General features: G+C 34.8%; 19 protein-coding genes. 10 read left to right on the top strand and 9 right to left on the bottom strand.

All coding sequences use genetic code 11. The features are described from left to right. Window positions 1–364: 364 nt before the first annotated feature. Both VB796_RS10040 and VB796_RS10035 read left to right on the top strand, forming a co-directional pair. Complete coding sequence (locus tag VB796_RS10040; protein WP_323346401.1) at window positions 365–1276, top strand: PhzF family phenazine biosynthesis protein; 912 nt, start codon at window positions 365–367, stop codon at window positions 1274–1276. Between the two features lie 35 nt (window positions 1277–1311). Then, window positions 1312–2151 carry an Rpn family recombination-promoting nuclease/putative transposase gene (locus tag VB796_RS10035; RefSeq protein ID WP_323346400.1) on the top strand — a complete coding sequence of 280 codons (840 nt, stop codon included), beginning with the start codon at window positions 1312–1314 and terminating at the stop codon, window positions 2149–2151. Window positions 2152–2192: 41 nt separating this feature from the next. Here the strand turns inward: VB796_RS10035 and VB796_RS10030 are convergent, their stop codons facing one another. Continuing rightward, on the bottom strand, window positions 2193–4823 hold the full coding sequence (locus VB796_RS10030; protein ID WP_323346561.1) for a valine--tRNA ligase: 2631 nt from the start codon (window positions 4821–4823) through the stop codon (window positions 2193–2195). A gap of 388 nt (window positions 4824–5211) precedes the next feature. Between VB796_RS10030 and VB796_RS10025 the strand changes: the two genes are divergently transcribed. After that, a complete protein-coding gene (locus VB796_RS10025) occupies window positions 5212–6741 on the top strand; it encodes a GH3 auxin-responsive promoter family protein (RefSeq protein ID WP_323346399.1) in 1530 nt (509 codons plus the stop codon). 51 nt (window positions 6742–6792) lie between these two features. On the opposite strand, the gene VB796_RS10020 is transcribed toward VB796_RS10025, so the two are convergent. The 7 genes from VB796_RS10020 to VB796_RS09990 form a co-directional block, all read right to left on the bottom strand. After that, window positions 6793–7461, bottom strand: coding sequence for an RloB family protein (locus tag VB796_RS10020; protein WP_323346398.1), 669 nt, complete (start codon window positions 7459–7461; stop codon window positions 6793–6795). Beyond that, on the bottom strand, window positions 7448–8812 hold the full coding sequence (locus tag VB796_RS10015) for an ATP-binding protein (protein ID WP_323346397.1): 1365 nt from the start codon (window positions 8810–8812) through the stop codon (window positions 7448–7450). Before VB796_RS10015 ends, VB796_RS10020 begins: the two co-directional genes overlap by 14 nt. 236 nt (window positions 8813–9048) lie before the next feature. After that, window positions 9049–9621, bottom strand: a complete 573-nt coding sequence (locus tag VB796_RS10010) for a cytochrome c oxidase subunit 3 (RefSeq protein WP_323346396.1) — start codon at window positions 9619–9621, stop codon at window positions 9049–9051. Between the two features lie 62 nt (window positions 9622–9683). Beyond that, window positions 9684–10490, bottom strand: coding sequence for a 4-(cytidine 5'-diphospho)-2-C-methyl-D-erythritol kinase (gene ispE, locus VB796_RS10005; RefSeq protein WP_323346395.1), 807 nt, complete (start codon window positions 10488–10490; stop codon window positions 9684–9686). A 144-nt stretch (window positions 10491–10634) separates the two neighbouring features. Continuing rightward, window positions 10635–11519: a glycerophosphodiester phosphodiesterase family protein gene (locus tag VB796_RS10000; RefSeq protein ID WP_323346394.1), complete on the bottom strand. Its 885-nt coding sequence runs from the start codon at window positions 11517–11519 to the stop codon at window positions 10635–10637. A gap of 78 nt (window positions 11520–11597) precedes the next feature. Then, complete coding sequence (gene ppk1 / locus VB796_RS09995; RefSeq protein ID WP_323346393.1) at window positions 11598–13820, bottom strand: polyphosphate kinase 1; 2223 nt, start codon at window positions 13818–13820, stop codon at window positions 11598–11600. 201 nt (window positions 13821–14021) lie between these two features. Further along, complete coding sequence (locus VB796_RS09990; RefSeq protein ID WP_323346392.1) at window positions 14022–14495, bottom strand: DUF6438 domain-containing protein; 474 nt, start codon at window positions 14493–14495, stop codon at window positions 14022–14024. 148 nt (window positions 14496–14643) lie between these two features. On the opposite strand from VB796_RS09990, the gene VB796_RS09985 reads away from it, so the two are divergent. The 5 genes from VB796_RS09985 to mscL all read left to right on the top strand — a co-directional run bounded on the left by VB796_RS09985 (window position 14644) and on the right by mscL (window position 17891). Then, entirely contained in the window at window positions 14644–15243 is a 600-nt protein-coding gene (locus VB796_RS09985; RefSeq protein WP_323346391.1) for an RNA polymerase sigma factor, read from the top strand. Between the two features lie 29 nt (window positions 15244–15272). Continuing rightward, window positions 15273–15464, top strand: a complete 192-nt coding sequence (locus VB796_RS09980; protein WP_323346390.1) for a hypothetical protein — start codon at window positions 15273–15275, stop codon at window positions 15462–15464. A 70-nt stretch (window positions 15465–15534) separates the two neighbouring features. Then, window positions 15535–16350 carry a mechanosensitive ion channel family protein gene (locus tag VB796_RS09975; RefSeq protein WP_323346389.1) on the top strand — a complete coding sequence of 272 codons (816 nt, stop codon included), beginning with the start codon at window positions 15535–15537 and terminating at the stop codon, window positions 16348–16350. Window positions 16351–16622: 272 nt separating this feature from the next. Continuing rightward, complete coding sequence (locus tag VB796_RS09970) at window positions 16623–17519, top strand: DUF3078 domain-containing protein (RefSeq protein WP_323346388.1); 897 nt, start codon at window positions 16623–16625, stop codon at window positions 17517–17519. Between the two features lie 57 nt (window positions 17520–17576). Next, complete coding sequence (gene mscL, locus VB796_RS09965) at window positions 17577–17891, top strand: large conductance mechanosensitive channel protein MscL (protein WP_323346387.1); 315 nt, start codon at window positions 17577–17579, stop codon at window positions 17889–17891. A 183-nt stretch (window positions 17892–18074) separates the two neighbouring features. On the opposite strand, the gene VB796_RS09960 is transcribed toward mscL, so the two are convergent. After that, window positions 18075–18596 (bottom strand): GNAT family N-acetyltransferase, encoded by a 522-nt coding sequence (locus VB796_RS09960; RefSeq protein WP_323346386.1) that lies wholly within the window; start codon window positions 18594–18596, stop codon window positions 18075–18077. A gap of 78 nt (window positions 18597–18674) precedes the next feature. Between VB796_RS09960 and VB796_RS09955 the strand changes: the two genes are divergently transcribed. Beyond that, entirely contained in the window at window positions 18675–19562 is an 888-nt protein-coding gene (locus tag VB796_RS09955) for a LysR family transcriptional regulator (protein ID WP_323346385.1), read from the top strand. Between the two features lie 84 nt (window positions 19563–19646). Further along, a complete protein-coding gene (locus VB796_RS09950; RefSeq protein WP_323346384.1) occupies window positions 19647–19901 on the top strand; it encodes a NifU family protein in 255 nt (84 codons plus the stop codon). The last annotated feature ends 131 nt before the right edge of the window (window positions 19902–20032 follow it).

The raw sequence follows: 20032 nt of genomic DNA, 5'->3' as shown, positions 1-20032 counted from the left end.
TTTTGATTGATTTTCCAGACACTGCCTTGTCTCCATCAATGTTTTTATTTAAGGTGTTTCTATCTGTATCATATTTTGATTGATTTTCCAGGCACTGCCTTGTCTCCATCAATGTCCTTATTTAAGGTGTTTCTATCTGTATCATATTTTGATTGATTTTCCAGGCACTGCCTTGTCTCCATCCATGTTCTTATTTAAGGGAAAAAACAGAATTGAGTACAGCAACGGATGCCTCAACGAATGTAGATTTTCGAGAATATGTCCTTCTCCATTTCAACTTAATTAGATAGTCTCTTTAGACAAGGCAGTGCCTTGTCTCTACTAAAAATGCACTGCTCTGTATTTCCTAAAATTCTAAAACTCCATGCAAACCCTCCCTTTTTACATCGTCGATGTATTCGCTGAAAATAAATATCAAGGCAATCAATTAGCCGTTTTTGAGCATGACAACTCATTGACTTCTGAAACGATGCAAGCGATTGCTAAAGAAATCAATTTTGCCGAAACCACTTTTATTAATACTCAAACTTCAACATCAGAAAGCTACGATGTTCGTATTTTCACGACGGAGCAAGAAATTCCTTTTGCAGGACATCCGACTTTGGGAACGGCTTTTGTGGTTCGTGAACAGATTATCAAACAGCCTGTAAATCAGACTATTTTGAATTTAGGCGTGGGTAAAATTCCCGTTGATTTTGTCGAAGATAAACTTTGGATGCAACAGATTAATCCAATTTTTGGGAATGAATATTTAGCTGATGAATTAGCAGATATTTTAGGGTTTCAAGTAGAAGATCTGTTTTCAGAATTCCCAATTTTAGAAGTTTCTACGGGATTGGCATTTTTGATTATTCCTGTAAAAAGTCTTTTGGCAATTCAAAATATGAAGCCCAATGCTGAGAAAATTTTAGACTTTTTGTTGAAACACAAATTATACAAAACCAATCATCCATCGGGTAAATCCATGAATTTCTTTGTGTTTACGAAAGAAACATATTCTGCTGAAAATCAATTAAATGGACGGATGTTTTTAATAGAAGACGGAAAGTTAATTGAAGATTCAGCCACAGGAAGTGCCAATGGTTGTTTGTTGGGATATTTATTGAAAACCAATTTTATGGGAACAGATTCCGTGAAAATTTCGGTAGAGCAAGGCTACGAAATTCCAAGACCTTCGATTTTGTACCACGATGGACAAAAAATCTCAGAAACAGAATTTAGTATTAGAATAGGAGGGAAGGTGCAATGGGTTTCTAAAGGGGAGTGGATTTTGTGATTTTTTTATAACTTTACGAAAAATCAATATTTAAAATGTCTAAATATATCAATCCATATACCGATTTTGGGTTTAAGAAACTCTTTGGTGAAGAAGCCAACAAGGATTTATTGATTGATTTTCTGAATCAATTACTGCCTGACTATCATCAAATAGCAACACTGACATTTAGAAATAATGAAAATCTGTCTGAATTTGCTTTTGAACGGAGTGCTATTTTTGATATTCATTGTGAAGCACAAAGCGGAGAGCGGTTTATTGTAGAAATGCAGAAAGCAAAGATTAATTTCTTTAAAGATAGGTCTTTATTTTATACTACATTTCCAATTAGAGACCAAGCAAAAAAAGGCAATGAGTGGGATTTTCGGTTAACGCCCATTTACATGATTGCCATTTTAGACTTTTTATATGATGAAGAAGCTGAAAAGCAAAAATTCTTACGTTCAGTAGCTCTAAAAGACCAAGATGGAGAATTGTTTTATGATAAATTGCATTTCAAATTTATTCAAATGCCGTTGTTTAATAAAGCTGAAAATGAGTTAGTTACGCATTTCGATAAGTGGATATACTTTTTGAAAAATTTAGCTTCGTCGAATGATATTCCTGATATTTTAAGAGAACCCATTTTTGAAAAAGCTTTCCACGAAGCAGAAATTGCAGCAATGACTTCTGGTGAATATGATAATTATCAAAAGAGTTTAATGAAATATATTGAAATAAGAGAAGTTGTAAATACGGCTGTAAATAGTGCTGTGAAGAATGCAGAAAAGGATAATGCTAAGAAAATAGCTAAGGATTTAAAAAGATTAGGCGTTACCAAAAATATTATTGTAGAATCGACAGGTTTGTCAGAAAAGGAAATTGATGATTTGTAAAACAAAAAAGCCCCTAAAAAATTAATTTTAGGGGCTTTTTATTATCCTTTCAACCTCGTAATCATTTCTTCCAAAGCCTTAATTTTCGACTCGGCATCGGCTAATTTTTGGCGTTCTCTTTCTACTAATTCTGGTTTGGCATTTGCCACAAAACGCTCGTTGGCAAGTTTGGCTTCAGTAGCTTTTTTGAAACCTAAATTGTATTCCAAATCCTTTTGAGCGGCTTCTAATTCTGCTTCAATGTCGATTTCTCCCTCAAGAGTAATAAAGAATTCATCCGATTTTACCACGAATGAAATTGCTCCGTCTAATTTGTCAGAAACGTAACTAATTGTCTCCGTATTCGCCAATTTTTCAATAATTGATTCGATGTTTTCGTAGCGTCCTTTATTGTCCGTTTTAATAGCCAATGGCAAAGCAATTTTCGGAGAAAGTTGTTTGGCATTGCGTGTCTCACGAATTTTTGAAACTAATTCAAACATCACGTCAAAACTTGCCAAAAGCTCAGTATTCACGTTTCCGCCCGTTGGGAAGGTTGCTCTACAAATACTTTCACCTTCACTGCGTTGTGCCAATGCTTGCCAAATTTCTTCGGTAATAAATGGCATATATGGATGCAGCAAGCACATCAATTTTTCAAAAATCTCAATAGTTCCGTCAAACGTAGCTTTATCGATTGGTTGCTCGTAAGCAGGTTTGATAATTTCAAGATATTTTGAACAGAAATCGTCCCAAACTAAATTATACAACGATAATAACGCATCCGAAATTCTGAATTTCGAGAAATGGTCTTGAATCTCCGCAATTGTTTGATTAATTCGAGCATTGAACCAATCAATCGCCAATTTATTGCTTTCAATTGGAGCTTGTTCCGTAACCGTCCAACCTTCTACCAAACGATACGCATTCCAGATTTTATTACAGAAATTACGTCCTTGTTCAATTAATTTATCATCATAAAGTAAGTCGTTACCTGCTGGTGCAGAGAACAACAACCCAGAACGAACTCCGTCCGCCCCAAACTTCTCAATTAATTCTAATGGGTCAGGTGAATTGCCCAACGATTTAGACATTTTTCGTCCTTGTTTATCTCGAACGATACCTGTCAAATACACATTGCGGAAAGGTAATTCTCCACGCCATTCGTATCCCGCAATAATCATACGAGCTACCCAGAAGAATAAAATATCTGGGCCCGTTACTAAATCATTGGTTGGATAATAATATTTAATGTCTTCATTGTCAGGATTTTCGATGCCATCAAAAACTGAAATTGGCCATAACCACGACGAAAACCATGTATCCAAAACGTCTGGGTCTTGGGTTAAATCTTCCTCGGTTAAGGCAAATAACTGCATTTCGTGTTGTGCTTTACGCAAGGCTTCACGCTTGGTTTTTGCCACGATAACCGTTCCGTCTTGTAGGTAAAACGCAGGAATTTGTTGTCCCCACCACAACTGGCGACTGATACACCAATCATGTACATTTTCCATCCAAGAACGGTAGGTATTCTTGAATTTTGAAGGATACAATTTGATGTCATCATTCATTACGTGTTCCAAAGCAGGTTTTGAAAGTTCTTCCATCTTCAAAAACCACTGCAATGACAATTTCGGTTCGATAACCGCACTTGTACGCTCAGAGGTTTTTACGATAGATTTGTATTCTTCCATTTTTACCAAATATCCTGCTTCTTCCAAATCTTTAACGATATTTCTACGAGCAGCAAAACGGTCTTGACCTACATAAAGAACGGCTTTTTCATTCAAGAATCCAGCGTCATCCAAAATGTCAAGAACGGGTAATTTATGCTTAATTCCCAATTCGTAGTCATTCAAATCGTGGGCAGGCGTTACTTTCAGGCAACCCGTACCAAAATCCATCGTTACGTATTCATCAGTAATTACTGGAATTTCACGATTTAATAAAGGAATCGAAACTGATTTTCCATGATAAGCCATATAACGTTCATCATTTGGATTCACACAAATAGCTGAATCCGCCATAATTGTTTCTGGACGAGTGGTGGCAATGGTCAAAAACTCACCTTCGCTACCCACAATTGGATATTGTAGATAGTAAAGTTTCGCCATGATTTCCTTCTCGATAACTTCTTCGTCCGAAAGAGCCGTTTTTCCGAGTGGATCCCAGTTGACCATTCTTACGCCACGATAAATTTGTCCTTTGTTGTAAAGACGAACAAAAGTGTCAATAACTGCTTCATAAAGAGATGGTTCCATCGTGAAGCGAGTTCTGTCCCAATCGCAAGAAGCACCGATTTTTTGTAATTGTCCAAGGATAATTCCGCCGTATTTATCTTTCCATTCGTGTGCATATTTCAAGAATTCTTCACGAGAAATATCCTTTTTCTCAATCCCTCTTTCCTTTAACATCGCCACCACTTTTGCTTCCGTTGCAATCGACGCATGGTCAGTTCCAGGTACCCAACAAGCCTCTTTGCCTTCCATACGAGCCTTGCGAATAAGCACGTCTTGGATGGTATTGTTCAACATGTGTCCCATGTGAAGCACGCCCGTAACATTTGGCGGAGGAATGACTATTGAATAAGGTTCCTTGTCAGGGTTCGGTTTTGACGCAAAGTGTTTATTTTCAAGCCAGTATTGATACCATTTGGCTTCAATGTCTTGTGGAGCGTATGTTTTTGAAATCATTTGTTTGAAAGTATTATGTATTACGTACAAAGTATTAAGCGAAAACAATCCATGATTTATGTATTCAAGAAGGCTATCTGTGGAAACGTCTTGATACTTAATACCGAGCGACTGTCGCCTGATACTTAACACTTTTGTAGGACTGCAAAGATAAGGAATTTGAAGGAAAGGCTTTGAGGGTTTTTGCATAAATGATAGATAGAGGGTTTTTACTATGTTTGTACTGACAAAGCCCCTTGCGACATTCAATAAATTCTTGTATGTTTGTAATGATAGGTTTTAGGTATTTGTTGCGGCAGGCGTTCCTGTTAGTTTTAGTCATTAGATTATTAATAATTCTTTTGCTAACCCTAATCCCCAACACCTATTCCCTAATTCCTAAACTAAAATGGCTCTCCTCAACGAAACTATTGCTTGGCTCATGAAAAGGCGGTTGCCCCGTATCCAGTCGTTTATGGAACGACCGATGGAGACGCAGGAGCAAATGTTTTGGAATTTAATCCAGTCGGCAATGTTGACGGAATGGGGTAAAAAGTACCATTATCATACTATCAGTTCTATCAAAGATTTTCAAGAGCGTGTTCCCATTTCTACCTACGAAAATCTTTACCCGTACATAGAGCGTATGATGCGGGGCGAACAGGAAATTCTGTGGCATTCCGACATTCAGTTTTTTTCAAAATCTTCTGGTACCACCAACGCACGAAGCAAGTTTATTCCTGTTTCCAAAGAAACCCTCGACGATTGTCACTTTATGGGAGGAAAAGACATGATGACGCTTTTGGTTGCTAATAAACCCGATACCGAAGTTTTTGCAGGGAAAGGACTTTCTATTGGTGGAAGCTTGTATTCTAATGAGTTGAATTCCAGGAGTTTATTGGGAGATGTGTCGGCAGTGGTGATGAAAAACCTCCCGATTTGGGCTCAATTAATTCGCACGCCGTCTTTGGATGTTGCTTTGATGGACGTTTGGGAAGAGAAAATCCAAAAGATGGCAGAAGTTACTTCCCAAGAAAACGTAACCAGTATTTTGGGCGTACCTACTTGGACATTGGTGTTGATTGAGAAAGTTTTAGAAATAACAGGCAAACAAAATATCCTTGAAGTTTGGCCAAATTTCGAGTTTTTTATTCACGGGGCAGTAGCTTTTCAGCCTTACCGTGAAATGTTTGCTAATCAAATTTTTCCTTCAAAATCAATAAGTTATCTCGAAATATATAATGCTTCGGAAGGTTTTTTTGGAGTGCAAGACGATTTTGCTCGTCCCGACGAAATGCTTTTGATGTTGGATTATGGTATTTTCTACGAATTTATTCCGATGGAAGAAATTGACAATGAAAACCCGAAAACATTAACACTCGACGAAGTAGAATTGCATAAAAACTACGCCATCGTGATTTCTACCAATGCTGGTTTGTGGCGTTATAAAATTGGAGATACTGTCAAATTTACTTCCAAATACCCGTACCGAATCAAGATTTCAGGACGAACAAAACACTTCATAAATGCCTTTGGCGAAGAACTTATCATAGAAAATGCCGAGCGTGCCATTACTCGTGCCTGCGAAGCAACAGGGGCAGTTTTGACCGACTACACCGCTGGCCCTGTGTATATGAACGACCGCCAACAAGGTTGCCACGAATGGATAGTCGAATTCTCACAAGAACCTGATAATCAAGAAGTTTTTGATAAGGTTTTAGACGAAACCCTCCGAGAAATCAACTCCGATTACGATGCCAAACGCTACAAAGACATGGTGTTGAAATCCCCAAAAATTAACGTTGTACCACACGAAACTTTTTACACATGGATGCGAAGCCGAGGAAAATTAGGCGGACAACACAAAGTACCAAGACTAAGCAATTCAAGAGAATTTGTTGAAGAAATTTTGTTGGTGGCTAAGGAGGTTTGGGTATGAGGACAATTTATCTAAAAGATAATACTCAACAAACACATTGTAAACATTCTATTATTCAATAGATGATAAGATCTGCATTATCTTTGTTTTTACTAATGGCAATATACTTTTTGATAATTTAAATACCTCTGTACTTCCAATATCAGGGGTACCATCTTTGGAAAAGTAATTTTTCTCAGCATTTTTGATTGCATTTTCAATATAAATAGGGTGTCTTCGAGAATCGAAACCGCCTGATATTGATTTGTTTACCAATTCTTTCCAACCAAAGCAGTATTCATTTTCTTCGAAAAGAGGATTTTCTGATTGTAAATGATAGTAGAGCCAAACTTCAAAGCAAGGACTACTTTGAGCTAAAAACCAACTTTCCGTTTCTTCACAATAGTTTCTTACTTCTTCTATTTGAGATTTTCTTGACTCACCTTTGTCTTTATCTGTATCTAAAACTATCCATACTTCATCATTTTCTTGAAAAGAGTATTTGGGATTAAGATTTTCCTCTGTTGCAATAATACATTTCTTAGCAATATTTAATAACCCTAAAGGAGAATTATTTTCATTGTTTCCAAGTTTATATACTTCAACTTTTATTCGAGAATCCATTCCTTTGAAATATCCAAAGTATTGAAATTCTCGTTTAGCACCTTCTCCAAAAATGTAAATACTTTTAGCTTCCCGTGTAGGTGTTTCTCTCACAAAAAGCCTGTTAGTTAATATCATATTTGTGCCAATTTAAATCTTCTAAATTTCCTAAAAATGGAATTGAACCATATCGACCGTTTAAGTATCCTTTTCTTATATCTATTGTTTTATGCTCTTTAAAATCACTTAATGAATACAAATCCGTAGAACCATTATCATCTTTTTCTGTAAACCAGATTTCATCTTGTCTGAATATTTCCTGATCTAATAAATTTGATTCGTGCGTTGTGAAAATTAATTGCCCTTTCGTTTCGGTATCTAAGGAGAATTTTTTTAACAATTCTTTAATTAGTAAAGGATGAATACTTCTTTCTATCTCATCAATAACAAATACTTTATTTTTGGTAATTACATCCCTAAATGCTGGTACAAAGTCAAGTAATCGTATTGTTCCATCTGATTCTTCCTCTAATCCAAAGATAGCTATATTGCCATTCTTTCCAGTATGTTCTAAATTAAGACTTTTAACCCATATTTTACCGTCTTCCTCAACTACAATTAACTCTTCTGCTCCGACACTTCTTAAACCAACCATTTTTATGGGAGAGTCATGTACAGCCTTTGTAAGTTCCTCAATTTTTTTTTCATCATCTTCACCAAAAAAATCATTTAGCTCTTTTTTCTCAGATATTAACCTTGTAATACCAATATTAAAAGAACACATTATATCTTCTGCATAATTTTTAAATGATGTGTCTTTATCAATTTTATGAGCTAAAGCACTTGGTCGAGAATCGGGGGTAATTATTTGTAGTGTTTCGTCAAACCATTGATAAGCTTTTTTGACATTTTTTAAATGCTTATTTTCTCTATTTGATAATAGCCTTAAGACAGGTTTGTTTGGTTTGATAAATTCTTCAAGTAATATAGATTTTAATAATTGACTTTTTTCATCTTCTTCAAATTCTTTTAAAAAGGTGATTTTCGTATTCTCATTTTCATCAGTTTTACGTTCAAAAATAAGATTATCTGGTTTTAGCCCTAAACCTGATACATATAATTCTTCTGTAGATATGATACTATCAATAAGTTCAATTCCATAATAAAAAGGAGTATCGTCTTGAATATATTCTATAGCAAAAGTTTGCTTTTTTTTGTTAGAATTTTTATTAAATTTAAATTGAGTATTTTTTAATTTAAAAGGAATAGCTTCTTTAGTAATTAGTTTTTGAAAAAGGCTTAATGATTTTATTAAATTTGATTTGCCTGATCCATTTGCACCATAAATAGAAGAAGTTTTAAGAATATTAAAACCATCAATATCATATCTATGATGTTTAAGGGTTTTTAAAAGATTATTTGGAATAGTATTAAATTCCTTTCGTTCACCAAAGGAAAATAAGTTTTCAATAACTAAACGAATTAGCATGTCAATGTGATTTTTTCACGTAAGATTGAATAATTTATCAAAAATAATGAAATTTTATATATTTTTTTATCAAAACGTGATTTTATCACTCAAGCTACAATTGATATTCTTATTAATTGTAGCTTGAGTGGATAACGCAACGGTTTATATTAAGACAAATTTCAAGATTAACAAAAGAAAAAATACTTGTAGTAGTGGTCATTCTCATAGGCAAGCGACCAATGTCATTAAGTTACTCAATTCCGCCAAAGCAGAAATAAAAACAAGATAATCCAAAGTAAATCTACGAAGTGCCAATAAAAGATAATGAGGTTGATTTTCAGTTGGTTAGGAGGGTTTACGGAGTAGATAAATGACTCAACGTAAGACATTCTTTTGATGGCTTCCACGAAAATTTTGATGAGAAAAAACAAGCCAACTACAATATGCACAATGTGTAAGCCCGACAACATATAAATAAATCCTCTCGAAGTCCTGACTTCTGGACTGGCATTTTGAGTGAAAATCTCCTGCCAACCCCACAATTGCATTCCAATAAAAATTAGCCCAAGCGAAAGCGTAATTGCCATCAAAGTTCTGTAATTCAGGTATTTATCCTGCTTGAAATTCATATTGGCAAGGTGTAAAGTTAGGCTACTAATCATAATGAGAAGCGTACTCACCCAGAAAACTTGCGGAATTTCAATTTTGCCAAAACCTGCATTGGGTCTTTCTAAATTTAGGTACGAAATCATCAATCCCAAAAACATCAATCCACTTCCGAAGATTGCCGTTTGGAGCATAAATTTAAAGGGTTCTCTGCGTTGCATAATTGTAATACGAATTTGCTGATTCGTGTGTTTGCGGTGATACACGAATCAGCTGATTCGTGCTACATTTTTCCTTGCCAAACCGAATATTCGGCAAAGTTTTCTTTCAAATCTGTTTCTTGGTCAAAAAATCCGAATACTGTCGAACCCGACCCTGTCATACTTGCGTAAGCTGCTCCACTTTGGTACAGTTGGTCTTTAATCGTTTGGATAGCAGGATATTTTGGTAAAAGATGATTTTCAAAATCATTCTTTACGGTATCAATCCATTGATTGACAGGTTTTTGTAAAATTTCTCTTAAATCAACTGCTGTTTTCGTTGGCTTCACGCCTGAATAAGCTTCTGCCGTTGAAATATGAATATTTGGGTTTACCAAAACGATAAATTTCCCTGATAAATCCAACGAAATTTCGGCAAATTCATCACCCTTACCAAAGCAATATTGCGGACGGTTCTGTATGAAAAATGCACAGTCGCTACCCAATTGTCGGGCGTAGTTTTCCATTTGTTCCGTTGTAAGATGTAACGCAAAAAGGTCATTGAGAGTTTTAATTGTAAAGGCACAATCTGCCGAACCACCACCCATTCCTGCTCCAATGGGTACAACTTTGTGCAAATGAATCATCACGGGAGCGATGTCAAAATCCTGTTTTACAAGGTGATACGCTTTTAAGCATAGATTTGTTTCTGGATTTCCAGGAATTTCAATACCTGTACTTTTAAAAGATAATTTTTCAGCAGGAAGAATTTCTAAAGCGTCTGACCACCCCACAGGATAGAAACATGATTCAAGATTATGGAAACCGTCTGGACGTTTTTCGGTGATGTGCAGACCAATATTTATTTTAGCGTTTGGGAATGTTAGCATTTTTTGAAGGGGAATGGAGGAATGAGGAATGGGAGAAGAAGGAAAGAAGGGGGAAGTAAGTAAAGAGAAAGGAGAGACAATACTATTCAGACTTTCATCTTATTTACTCTTTTCTCCTCCCTTCTTTCCTTCTTCCCCTTCCTCCTATTTTACAAATCTATCAGGATAATCAGAAATTAAGCCATCAACACCGATAGCTTTCATTTCTTTCATGGCTTCAATATCATTGACTGTCCACGGCACAACTTTTACGCCTTTATCGTGGCACATTTTTACTTTTCCTATGGTTAGTTGTTTATAATACGGACTGAATATATCTGGTAAAAATCCTAATTTTTGAAAACTTGGTTCAATGCCTTCTCGTTCCACTAAAGCCGATAATGTCACCTTTTTATATTTTTTGTTTTTGAACTGTAAGTTCCAGTATTTCAAAACGTTAAAGTCAAAGCTTTGTAGGACTACTCTTTCTGGAGGAAGTTGTTTCATAATTTCCTTGTAAACTAAATCAGAAAACTCTTCAACTGTTTTAGGCTGAGAAATACCATATTCTTGTTCTTCCGATTTTATCTCGATATTATACTTGACTGGTTTCAAATGATGCTCTTTTATATAGGCTTCGCAAGCAGAAATCATATCTTTTAGAAGTGGTTTATAAGTCGCCAATTTTTGCTGTTCTGGAAATAAAACGTTCCCTCTTATCCCCGAATCATACTTTTTGATTTCATCGTAAGTCATCGTGTAAAGATTCAAACTCTTTTCTTCTGCTTTTGTTACGGGCGAGCCATCAGGTTTTGTACAGAAAAGATTATTCATGTACGGCTCGTGCGAGACAACCACTTGATTATCTTTGGAAATACAAACGTCTAATTCCAAAGTAGTTACGCCTAAATCCAATGCTTTTTTGAAAGCAGGAATTGTATTTTCGGGCATTAAACCACGGCAACCCCGATGTCCTTCGAAGTCGAATGTTTGTGCATTTACAGAATTAATCATAAAAAGAGCTATGATTGAAAAAATGAAGATTTTCATAATTTGAAATTAAAAAGGCATAAAGCTAATTTCGCCTTATGCCTGTAAATATACTTGATACAATAACGAAATAGTATTCTAAAGGTGTTCTTCTGGCAAGGCTTCCATTTCCTGTTCCTCAATTTTTTCTTCTTCAAACAACTTTGCTTCTTGAATATCTTTTAAAGTTATTTGGAAGAACTTTTGATGTACATCAAATGATGCTTCGCCACATTCCGCAGGTGATGCACAACGTTTGAATGAACCATCTTCTTGCATTTCATAAGCATTTACATTGTCTTTAAAATTCCAATATAAAATATGAATGGCTTGTTGTTTGACTTGTTGAGAATGAATTTCAAAAAGAGATTCAATTCTACGGTCGAAACTTCTCACCATAATATCTGCCGAACCTCCATAAACTTTTGGTTCGTTATTGTTATGGAAATAGTAAATTCGAGTGTGTTCTAAGAAATCTCCTACCAACGACCGCACCGTGATATTGTCAGAAAGCCCTTTTCTTTGTGGACGTAAACAGCAAATGCCACGAACAATTAACTTCACAGAAACACCCGCTTGCGAGGCTTTATACAACTCGTCAATCGTAATTTTGTCCTGTAATGAGTTGATTTTTAGGCAAATACCACTTGGTAGTCCAGCACGAGCATTGTCAGCTTCATGACGAATCATTTTTACTAAACAATTTCGCATATCTCTCGGAGCAGTAATTAAACGCTCGTAAGAATGTGGCTGAGAATGTCCAGTGATTACATTGAAAAATTCAGAAATATCTCTTGTCAAAACTTCATCAGTCGTCAAAAGTCCGATGTCAGTATAAAGTTTTGCAGTATCTTCATTATAATTTCCAGAAGATAAATGAGCGTAACTTCTTACTCTATCTCCTTCATTTCTAATGACTTGTAATAATTTTGTGTGCGTTTTTAAACCTGGAATTCCATAAATGACAAAACAACCTGCTTTTGATAATCTTTGAGCTTCACGAATATTATTTTCTTCGTCGAAACGAGCTTTTACTTCAAATAATACCGAAACGTGTTTGCCGTTTTCAGCAGCATGAAGAAGGGCATCTGCAATGCGAGAATTTTTTGAAATACGATACAAGGTAATTTTAATCGCCAAAACTTGTGGGTCTTCGGCGGCTTGTTCTAATAATTGTAGAACGGGCTCAAAATTATTGAAAGGGTGATGCAGTAAAATATCACCAGCTCTCATCGTTTCAAAAATATCTTCTGGCGTTTGGGTACTTAAGCCTAAAGCTGGTACAGGAGAACGTTGAGCGGCTTGTTTCCCTTTAAATTCTGGATGTTTAATGATTTGCCAAAAAGCAGTAAAATCTAAAAGGTTTTTGGAGAAAAAGATGCCATTTTTCTCTAATTTCCAACGTTTTAACATTACCTCCAACATCCATTCTGAACAACCCGCTTCCATTTCTACACGAGTTACTCTACCCAAACGGCGGTCTTTGATTTTTTTTCTGATTTCATCAATAAAATCTGTTTCCGAATCTTCGTGTTCGACCACATCGAAATCTCCATTTCGGGTAAGTCTGAATAATGAAACGGCTTCAATCTCAACATTTTTATAAAGTTTCCAGATTTCGTGACGGATAATCTCTTCAATCGGAACGAATAAGGTTTCGTCTTCTCGCTCGAAGATAAAGAAGCGTTTTAGATTTTGTGGAATTTGGACAAAACTAATTTTTCTATTTTCGTTTTTATCGTTGTCGCTACGTTCATTTTCACTTTTTGTAACTACCCCAAAAATTAAAGTCTTTGCCAGTAAACTCGGGAAAGTATGCGTATGGTCAAAAACCATCGGCGTGAGCATTGGGTAGATGGTACGATTGAAATACTCAAGGATTTGTTCTGTTTCTTCGCTATTCAAATCAGCGATACTTACAATTCTAAATCCGTTTTCGGAAAAATTGGGTACAATTTCTTCTTGATAAAGTCTTTGAGCTTCTTCTATAAATGCTTGTGTGGCAGCCATTAAGGTTTTTTTGAATGGCATTTCACGTAAACCAGAATAGTCGGTGCGTTCTTTTCCAAAGTCAATATAATTATACAATGACCCTACTCGGATTGAAAAGAATTCATCCAGATTAGAAGCTGTTATCGCTAAGAATTTTAGTCGGTCAAAGATATTTCTTCGTGTATCTCGTGCTTGGTCAAGTACACGTTCGTCAAATTTTAACCAACTTAAATCACGACTTATATAATCTGATTTTTCAATTACGTCATACGACTTGTTTATAACTTTTTCAAGACGGCGTTTCTCCTCTGGCGTTTGCTTAGTATTCATAAAATTATTTAAAAAAGAAAAAAGATTCCCCACGAGAGAATCTTTTGCCCTACTTCGTTTATTATATTTTGGAATCATTCCACTCATAGCCTACAAATTTACAAGATAATCTACGATGTTACATCAGAATTAAGGTTAAGAAATTGTTTCCTTTTTTGTGTTTAAATTTATGAAATTTCAAGGAATAATTCTAAAAGTGTTTTATTTTTCTATTCTTTCAATCTCTGTTTTTACTAAATCGTTGATATATCCTTCTAATTTTTTCAGACTTTCAGGTGCATGATAATAGTCCATTATCTTTTTGGTTTTCCCTTGGTCTGTAAATGAAATATAAGTGGTAGGCAAGTCGGAAATTTGAGCTGTATATTGATTTTGAAAACTGAAAAAATGTGCATTTTTAAATTTTTCTATCAAAGCTTTTACCGTGCCGTTTGAAAGTTTTTTAGATAAAATTCCTTCTTTGGCTACATATTTGAAGCCTTCATAAACAAGACTATCGTTATCAAAAACAACTACTTTATATGATGGACAAGTTCCATAGCAAGGAGTAGTTTCTACGTAAAAAATCTGCTTTGGAATAATGTTTTGGGCATTATTTGTGGTTATCCTACGAGAGCTTTTACAGGCAGTAATTGCCCATAAGCATAGTAATATTAAAGACAGTTTAATGTTCATAACTGTATAATTTCAACGTTAAATTCTTTGAAAATAGTATTTAAAATCTTGAAAATAAGGTTATTTAATGATTATATTAGGAAAAAGCTAATGGTAAACAAAAAAATTCGTTATTTTGTCATTAATTAATGGCTATTATTTTAAAACGATGAATCTAAAAAAGCTAACAGACGAACAATTAGTAGCACTTTTTATTGATACTCAGAAAAATGCTTACTTTGAGCAACTCTATGATAGGTATTCTGATAAAGTTTATCGGAAGTGTTTATCGTTTGTTAAAGACGATGCGAAAGCGGAAGACTTTACGCATGATATTTTCCTAAAATTAGTCCTCAATCTTTCATCTTACAAAGAAACTGCTAAGTTTTCAACATGGTTATATTCAATTACTTATAATTATTGTATTGACCAAACTCGTGTTTCGAAAAAATATTCGGAGGTAGGATTAGATGATAATTTTGATGCTCCCGACGACGACGACGACGCACAAATGGCAGAATTAGAAGCCCAACGCCTCAATAAAGCCATGCAACAGATTTTGCCAGAAGAGAAATCTATTTTGATGATGAAATACCAAGATGATTTGAGTATCAAAGAAATTTCAGATTCTTTGGATATTTCTGAAAGTGCCGTGAAAATGAGATTGTTACGTGCTAAAGAGAAATTGCGTAAAGTTTATCTTGAAGGTGTTTTATTCTGGGGAGTTGTCATTGCCAAATTAGTGAGTTTGTTTCTTAGAAATGATTAATATTCCTGTATAATAACCACACCATAGAAATGACAGATAACGAAAACCCTTTTAAGCTCATTGAACCTGAGGGGCAAGTTCCAGAAAGTTTAAAAAAAGCACTGGTTTCAGAAATTGATACAATCCGAAACACTTCAACACTGATTGATTTGTTTGTTGGTAATTTTATCAATACCCTTTCCGCTTCGTTTTCTGGAGGAGAAAATACGCAACAAAGTTAAAATTTAAGTAAGGGTGAATACCCTATAATTAAAACCACATAAATATTTCCTTAACTAATTACGCTAAGCCATGCCAAATATTCAAGATATTCTGATTGATACCTTCCGAAAACTCTTAGAACAACTTACAGGTTTTGTCCCTAAACTTATTGGTGCTATTATTTTACTAATTGTTGGTAAAATCGTAGCTCAACTTATTACTAAATTATTGCAGAAAGCACTTGAAAAATCAGGTTTTGATAAATTGGGTGATAAACTAAATGAAATTGATGTTATTAAGCGTTTTGGAGAACTTAAACTAAGCGTAGTTATCTCAAAAACACTTTATTATTTTATCCTTTTGGTTTTTATTACGGCTGCTACCGAAACTTTAGGCATGAAAGTGCTTACCGATATGGTGGCTTCATTAGTGAATCTTATTCCTAAACTGATTGCAGCGGCTATTATGCTTTTTGCAGGTATCATGATTGCAGATGCCTTGAAAAATGCCGTGATTAATGTTTCAAAATCTTTGAAAATTGATTCAGGGAAATTGCTGGGGAATATCGTTTTCTTCTTCTTTTTAGTGATTGCAACAATTGCTGCCTTGAAACAGGCAGGTATTGAAACCAGTTTGTTAGAATCAAGTTTCAACCTAATTATTGGTGGAATCATCTTCGCTTTCGCCGTAGGTTATGGTATGGCTTCACGTGATGTTTTATCGAATATTTTGTCAAGTTTTTATACAAAAAATAAGTTTAAAGAAGGGCAAGTAATTGCCATTGATGGCGTAAAGGGTGAAATTCTGTCGATGGATACAACCTCAATAACGTTGAGTACAGGTGAAACCCAAACGGTTTTTCCATTAAGCGTTTTGCAAAATAAACAAGTGGAACTTTTTAGTTAAGTTCCTTATCAATTGTTAAAATAAAACAGATTATCGGTACTAAACCTGACTTTATTAGTTAAAAAACATTGGGAGTATTAATTTTTTAATACTTTTACACTTTCATTTCTTCGTTTACAAGTTTATTTGAGCCTAATTAGTGCTTTTGGAAAACTGAATTCACATCAAAATATCGTCATCTGACGGACAAAAACCATTATTAAAAATCACTGCAAGGGATAGATATGTCCGTCTGTTTCATATAATTCCTTGCATAAAAAAACAGTTATTTTATGAGAAAGCAAATTTCCTTATTTGTCGCTACTGCTTTATTAATTTCGTCTAATTTATTCGCTCAAGAAGCAAAAAAAGACACCTCTTATTGGAAGAAAAAGACACAGTTTGGTTTTACAGCTAATGAAGGCGGTGTAAATAATGACTTCGCAGGTGGTGGACAAAACTCTTATGGTATCAATGCCTTTTTTAATACCAAAGGCGAATACGCCAAAGCTAAAACGACATGGGTGAATGACTTACAGTTGCAATTTGGTATAATCAATACGTATGGACAAGGCGGTACAGGAATGAGAAAAAGTATTGACCGTATTTTCTTTGATACTAAGGTTGGAAATAAATTATCAAAAACATGGTCTTTGGTAGGTGGTGCAAACTTTCAAACACAATTTGCCAAAGGTTATAAATACGGTGCAAATAAAGATGGTTCAAATATGTTGAATTCTGCTATTTTTGCTCCTGCATTCATTACCGAATATATAGGTTTGGAGTGGAAACCGAAACCGTTTTTTAATGTAGTATTTGCTCCAGGTGCATTACGCCAAACTATCGTTTCAGATGATAACGTTAGAGAAAAAGATAAAGATGGAAATATGTTGCCAGCTTATGGCGTGCCAGTAGGAAAGTCGTTACAAAACGATGTAGGTATTATGCAAATCGTAGCCAATTTTGACAAAGATGTAGCCAAAAATGTAAATCTAAAATTGCGTTATCAGATGTTTATGAATGCCAATCGTATTGCACACATAGATAATCGATTGGATGCAAAAATGGCAGCAAAAATTAACAAATATTTTAGTGCAACTGCTGATTTAATCATTTTGTATTATGATAATCAAAGCACAAAAATTCAAACAGCCCATAATTTTGGTCTTGGATTCCTTTATACGTTTTAAGAATTTTGGAATATAATTTATTGTAAACTGTTTATTCACATAATCCCCAAACAAGCTATGTTAAACGAATTTAAAAAATTTATTGCTCAAGGTAATGTCCTTGATTTGGCTGTTGCAGTTATCATTGGCGGAGCTTTCGGTAAAATAATAGGGTCTTTAGTTGATGACATTATTATGCCAATCGTTGGAGTTGTCATCGGTGGAAAAAACTTCTCAGGAATGGCCGTTACAATCGGTGATGCAACGATTAAGTATGGTAATTTTATTCAAATGGTTGTACAATTCTTGATTATTGCTTGGGTTATTTTTATGATTGTAAAGGTAGCTAATAAGGCAGGTTTCACTGACAAGAAGACAGATGAAAAAGCATAATCTGAAAATCTTAAAGAAATAACCTGTTACTATGAAGAATCAGTAGCCCGAAGGTCTAACTTTCGGGTTTTTTTATGTCAAAACAAAAATCCCCGCCATAGGCAGGGATTTTGTGTATTAACCTTTTCTAAAATTCACACGAAAAGTGTAAATAACCTTTGTGAATAGACGCATACAATTGATTTATTCACTTAATATTTTCTTCATCAAAAAATCGGTTTGGGCATCATCACCAAGTTGAAAAATATGTGTTCCGAATACTTCAAAACCCCACTTTTGATAAAATGCAATAGCTTTTGGGTTATGTTCCCATACACCAAGCCAAAGACTTGTGTAAGTATTTTTAATGGCGGTATCAATGCAACCTTGCATTAGAAACGCTCCTAATTTCTGTCCGTGATATTGCTTTGTAATATAGATACGCTCAATTTCTAAAGCCTTCGGGTCTGGATTCTCTACCAAGTTTACTCGCATTTTAGAATATCCAATGACTTCATCATCAAATTCAATGAGTAAAAATAGCGTGTGTGGCGTTGAGAGTTCGTCTGAAATTTGCTTTTCACTGAATTTTTCAAGGAGATAATTTTGCAAATTTTCTGGAGTATTTTGATTTCCGTAGGTTTCTACAAACGTTTTAGCTCCGATTTCACACAATATGTTAACATCGGAAAGGGTTGCAATGCGTATATAGTAGTTTCTGCTCATTATATGTACAAAAGAATAAAATTCTATTTATAATAAAAAATACTTAATTTGCATTAATTAATAACAAAAACGCATTAAATGGAATTTCGTCAGTTACAAAATTTTCTGTGCGTTGCTTCTGAATTGCACTTCTCAAAAGCGGCAGAGAAATTATTTATAGCACAACCTGCTCTAAGTAGGCAAATACAGCAATTGGAAGAAAACTTAGGCGTTTTGCTATTTGAAAGAGATAAACGTAATGTAAAGTTGACTCCAGCAGGTGAATATTTACGAGATGAAGCCTCGCAAGTTTTGTCGCAATTAGAAAACATCAGTAAGCGAACTCAGCTTATTCATAAAGGAGAAGAAGGAGAAATCCGATTGGGGTATCCAGGTTCAGCAATTTATTCTGTTATACCACCGCTTTTATCTAATTTGCGTTTACATTATCCTCATATAAAATCTAAATTATCAGAAGTTTTAGAGGATGATTTATTCGGAAATTTAAAAAATTATCAACTCGACGTTGGGTTTATCCGTGAACCATTTTCTGATAAACAAATTGCCAGTAAAGTTATTTTTGAAGAGTGTTTTTCGTTGGTAGTGCCTGATAATCATCGGATTACGCCTGATAATTTTGAGAGTTTGCGTCAGGTAAAAGATGAGCCATTTATTCTTCCGCCACGTTATACAGGCTCGGTTTATTACGATATGCTGGTGCGGATGTGTGAGCGAGAAGGTTTTGTGCCAAATGTAGTGCATGAGTCAAATTACGGAGCAACGATTTTACGTTTAGTAGAGCATAATCTGGGCGTATCCTTGATGCCAATTTCTTACCGTTTTAGTTCAGCAATGCGGTTAAATTTTATTGAATTAATTAATATTCCAGAACGAACCCATCTTTCGATGGCTTGGCGGAAAGACGACACAAATCCAGTTTTACATAATTTCCTAAAAGTAGCCGACATGGTGACTTTTAATTCTTGATTTAACCATTTACATAGTTTGTAAACATCAATAACTAAAAAACTCATTATCTTTGAATAATTATTTATAAACGTCTGAAACATAATGGAAGCAATATTTGAGCATCCCCTTCAAGATAAAGTAGAAACGGCATTAGATAAAATTCGCCCTTATCTAAAAGCCGATGGTGGAAACGTGCGAGTTCTTGAAATTACGCAAGAAAATACGCTACGATTAGAATTAACAGGTGCGTGTGGTTCATGTTCGATGTCGGCAATGACCTTTAAAGGTGGTATTGAAGACACCATCAGAAGGGAAGTTCCAGAGATTTTGAAAGTAGAGGCAACAAATATTAATTAGATATTCGATGTTGAATATGTCCAGTACATTTTGACATATTCGATGTTAGGTTTTATTTTTCGATTTTTGTAAAATGTTGATTTTAGGAAATTGTGCTTAAAAGGTAATTCCAAATGTTGAATATAAACTGA

Origin of the sequence: Arcicella sp. LKC2W, assembly GCF_034931005.1 — a bacterium.
Lineage (GTDB): Bacteria > Bacteroidota > Bacteroidia > Cytophagales > Spirosomataceae > Arcicella.
Note: the sequence above shows the minus strand (reverse complement) of the source record. Positions and strands in the feature narration are given on the sequence as shown.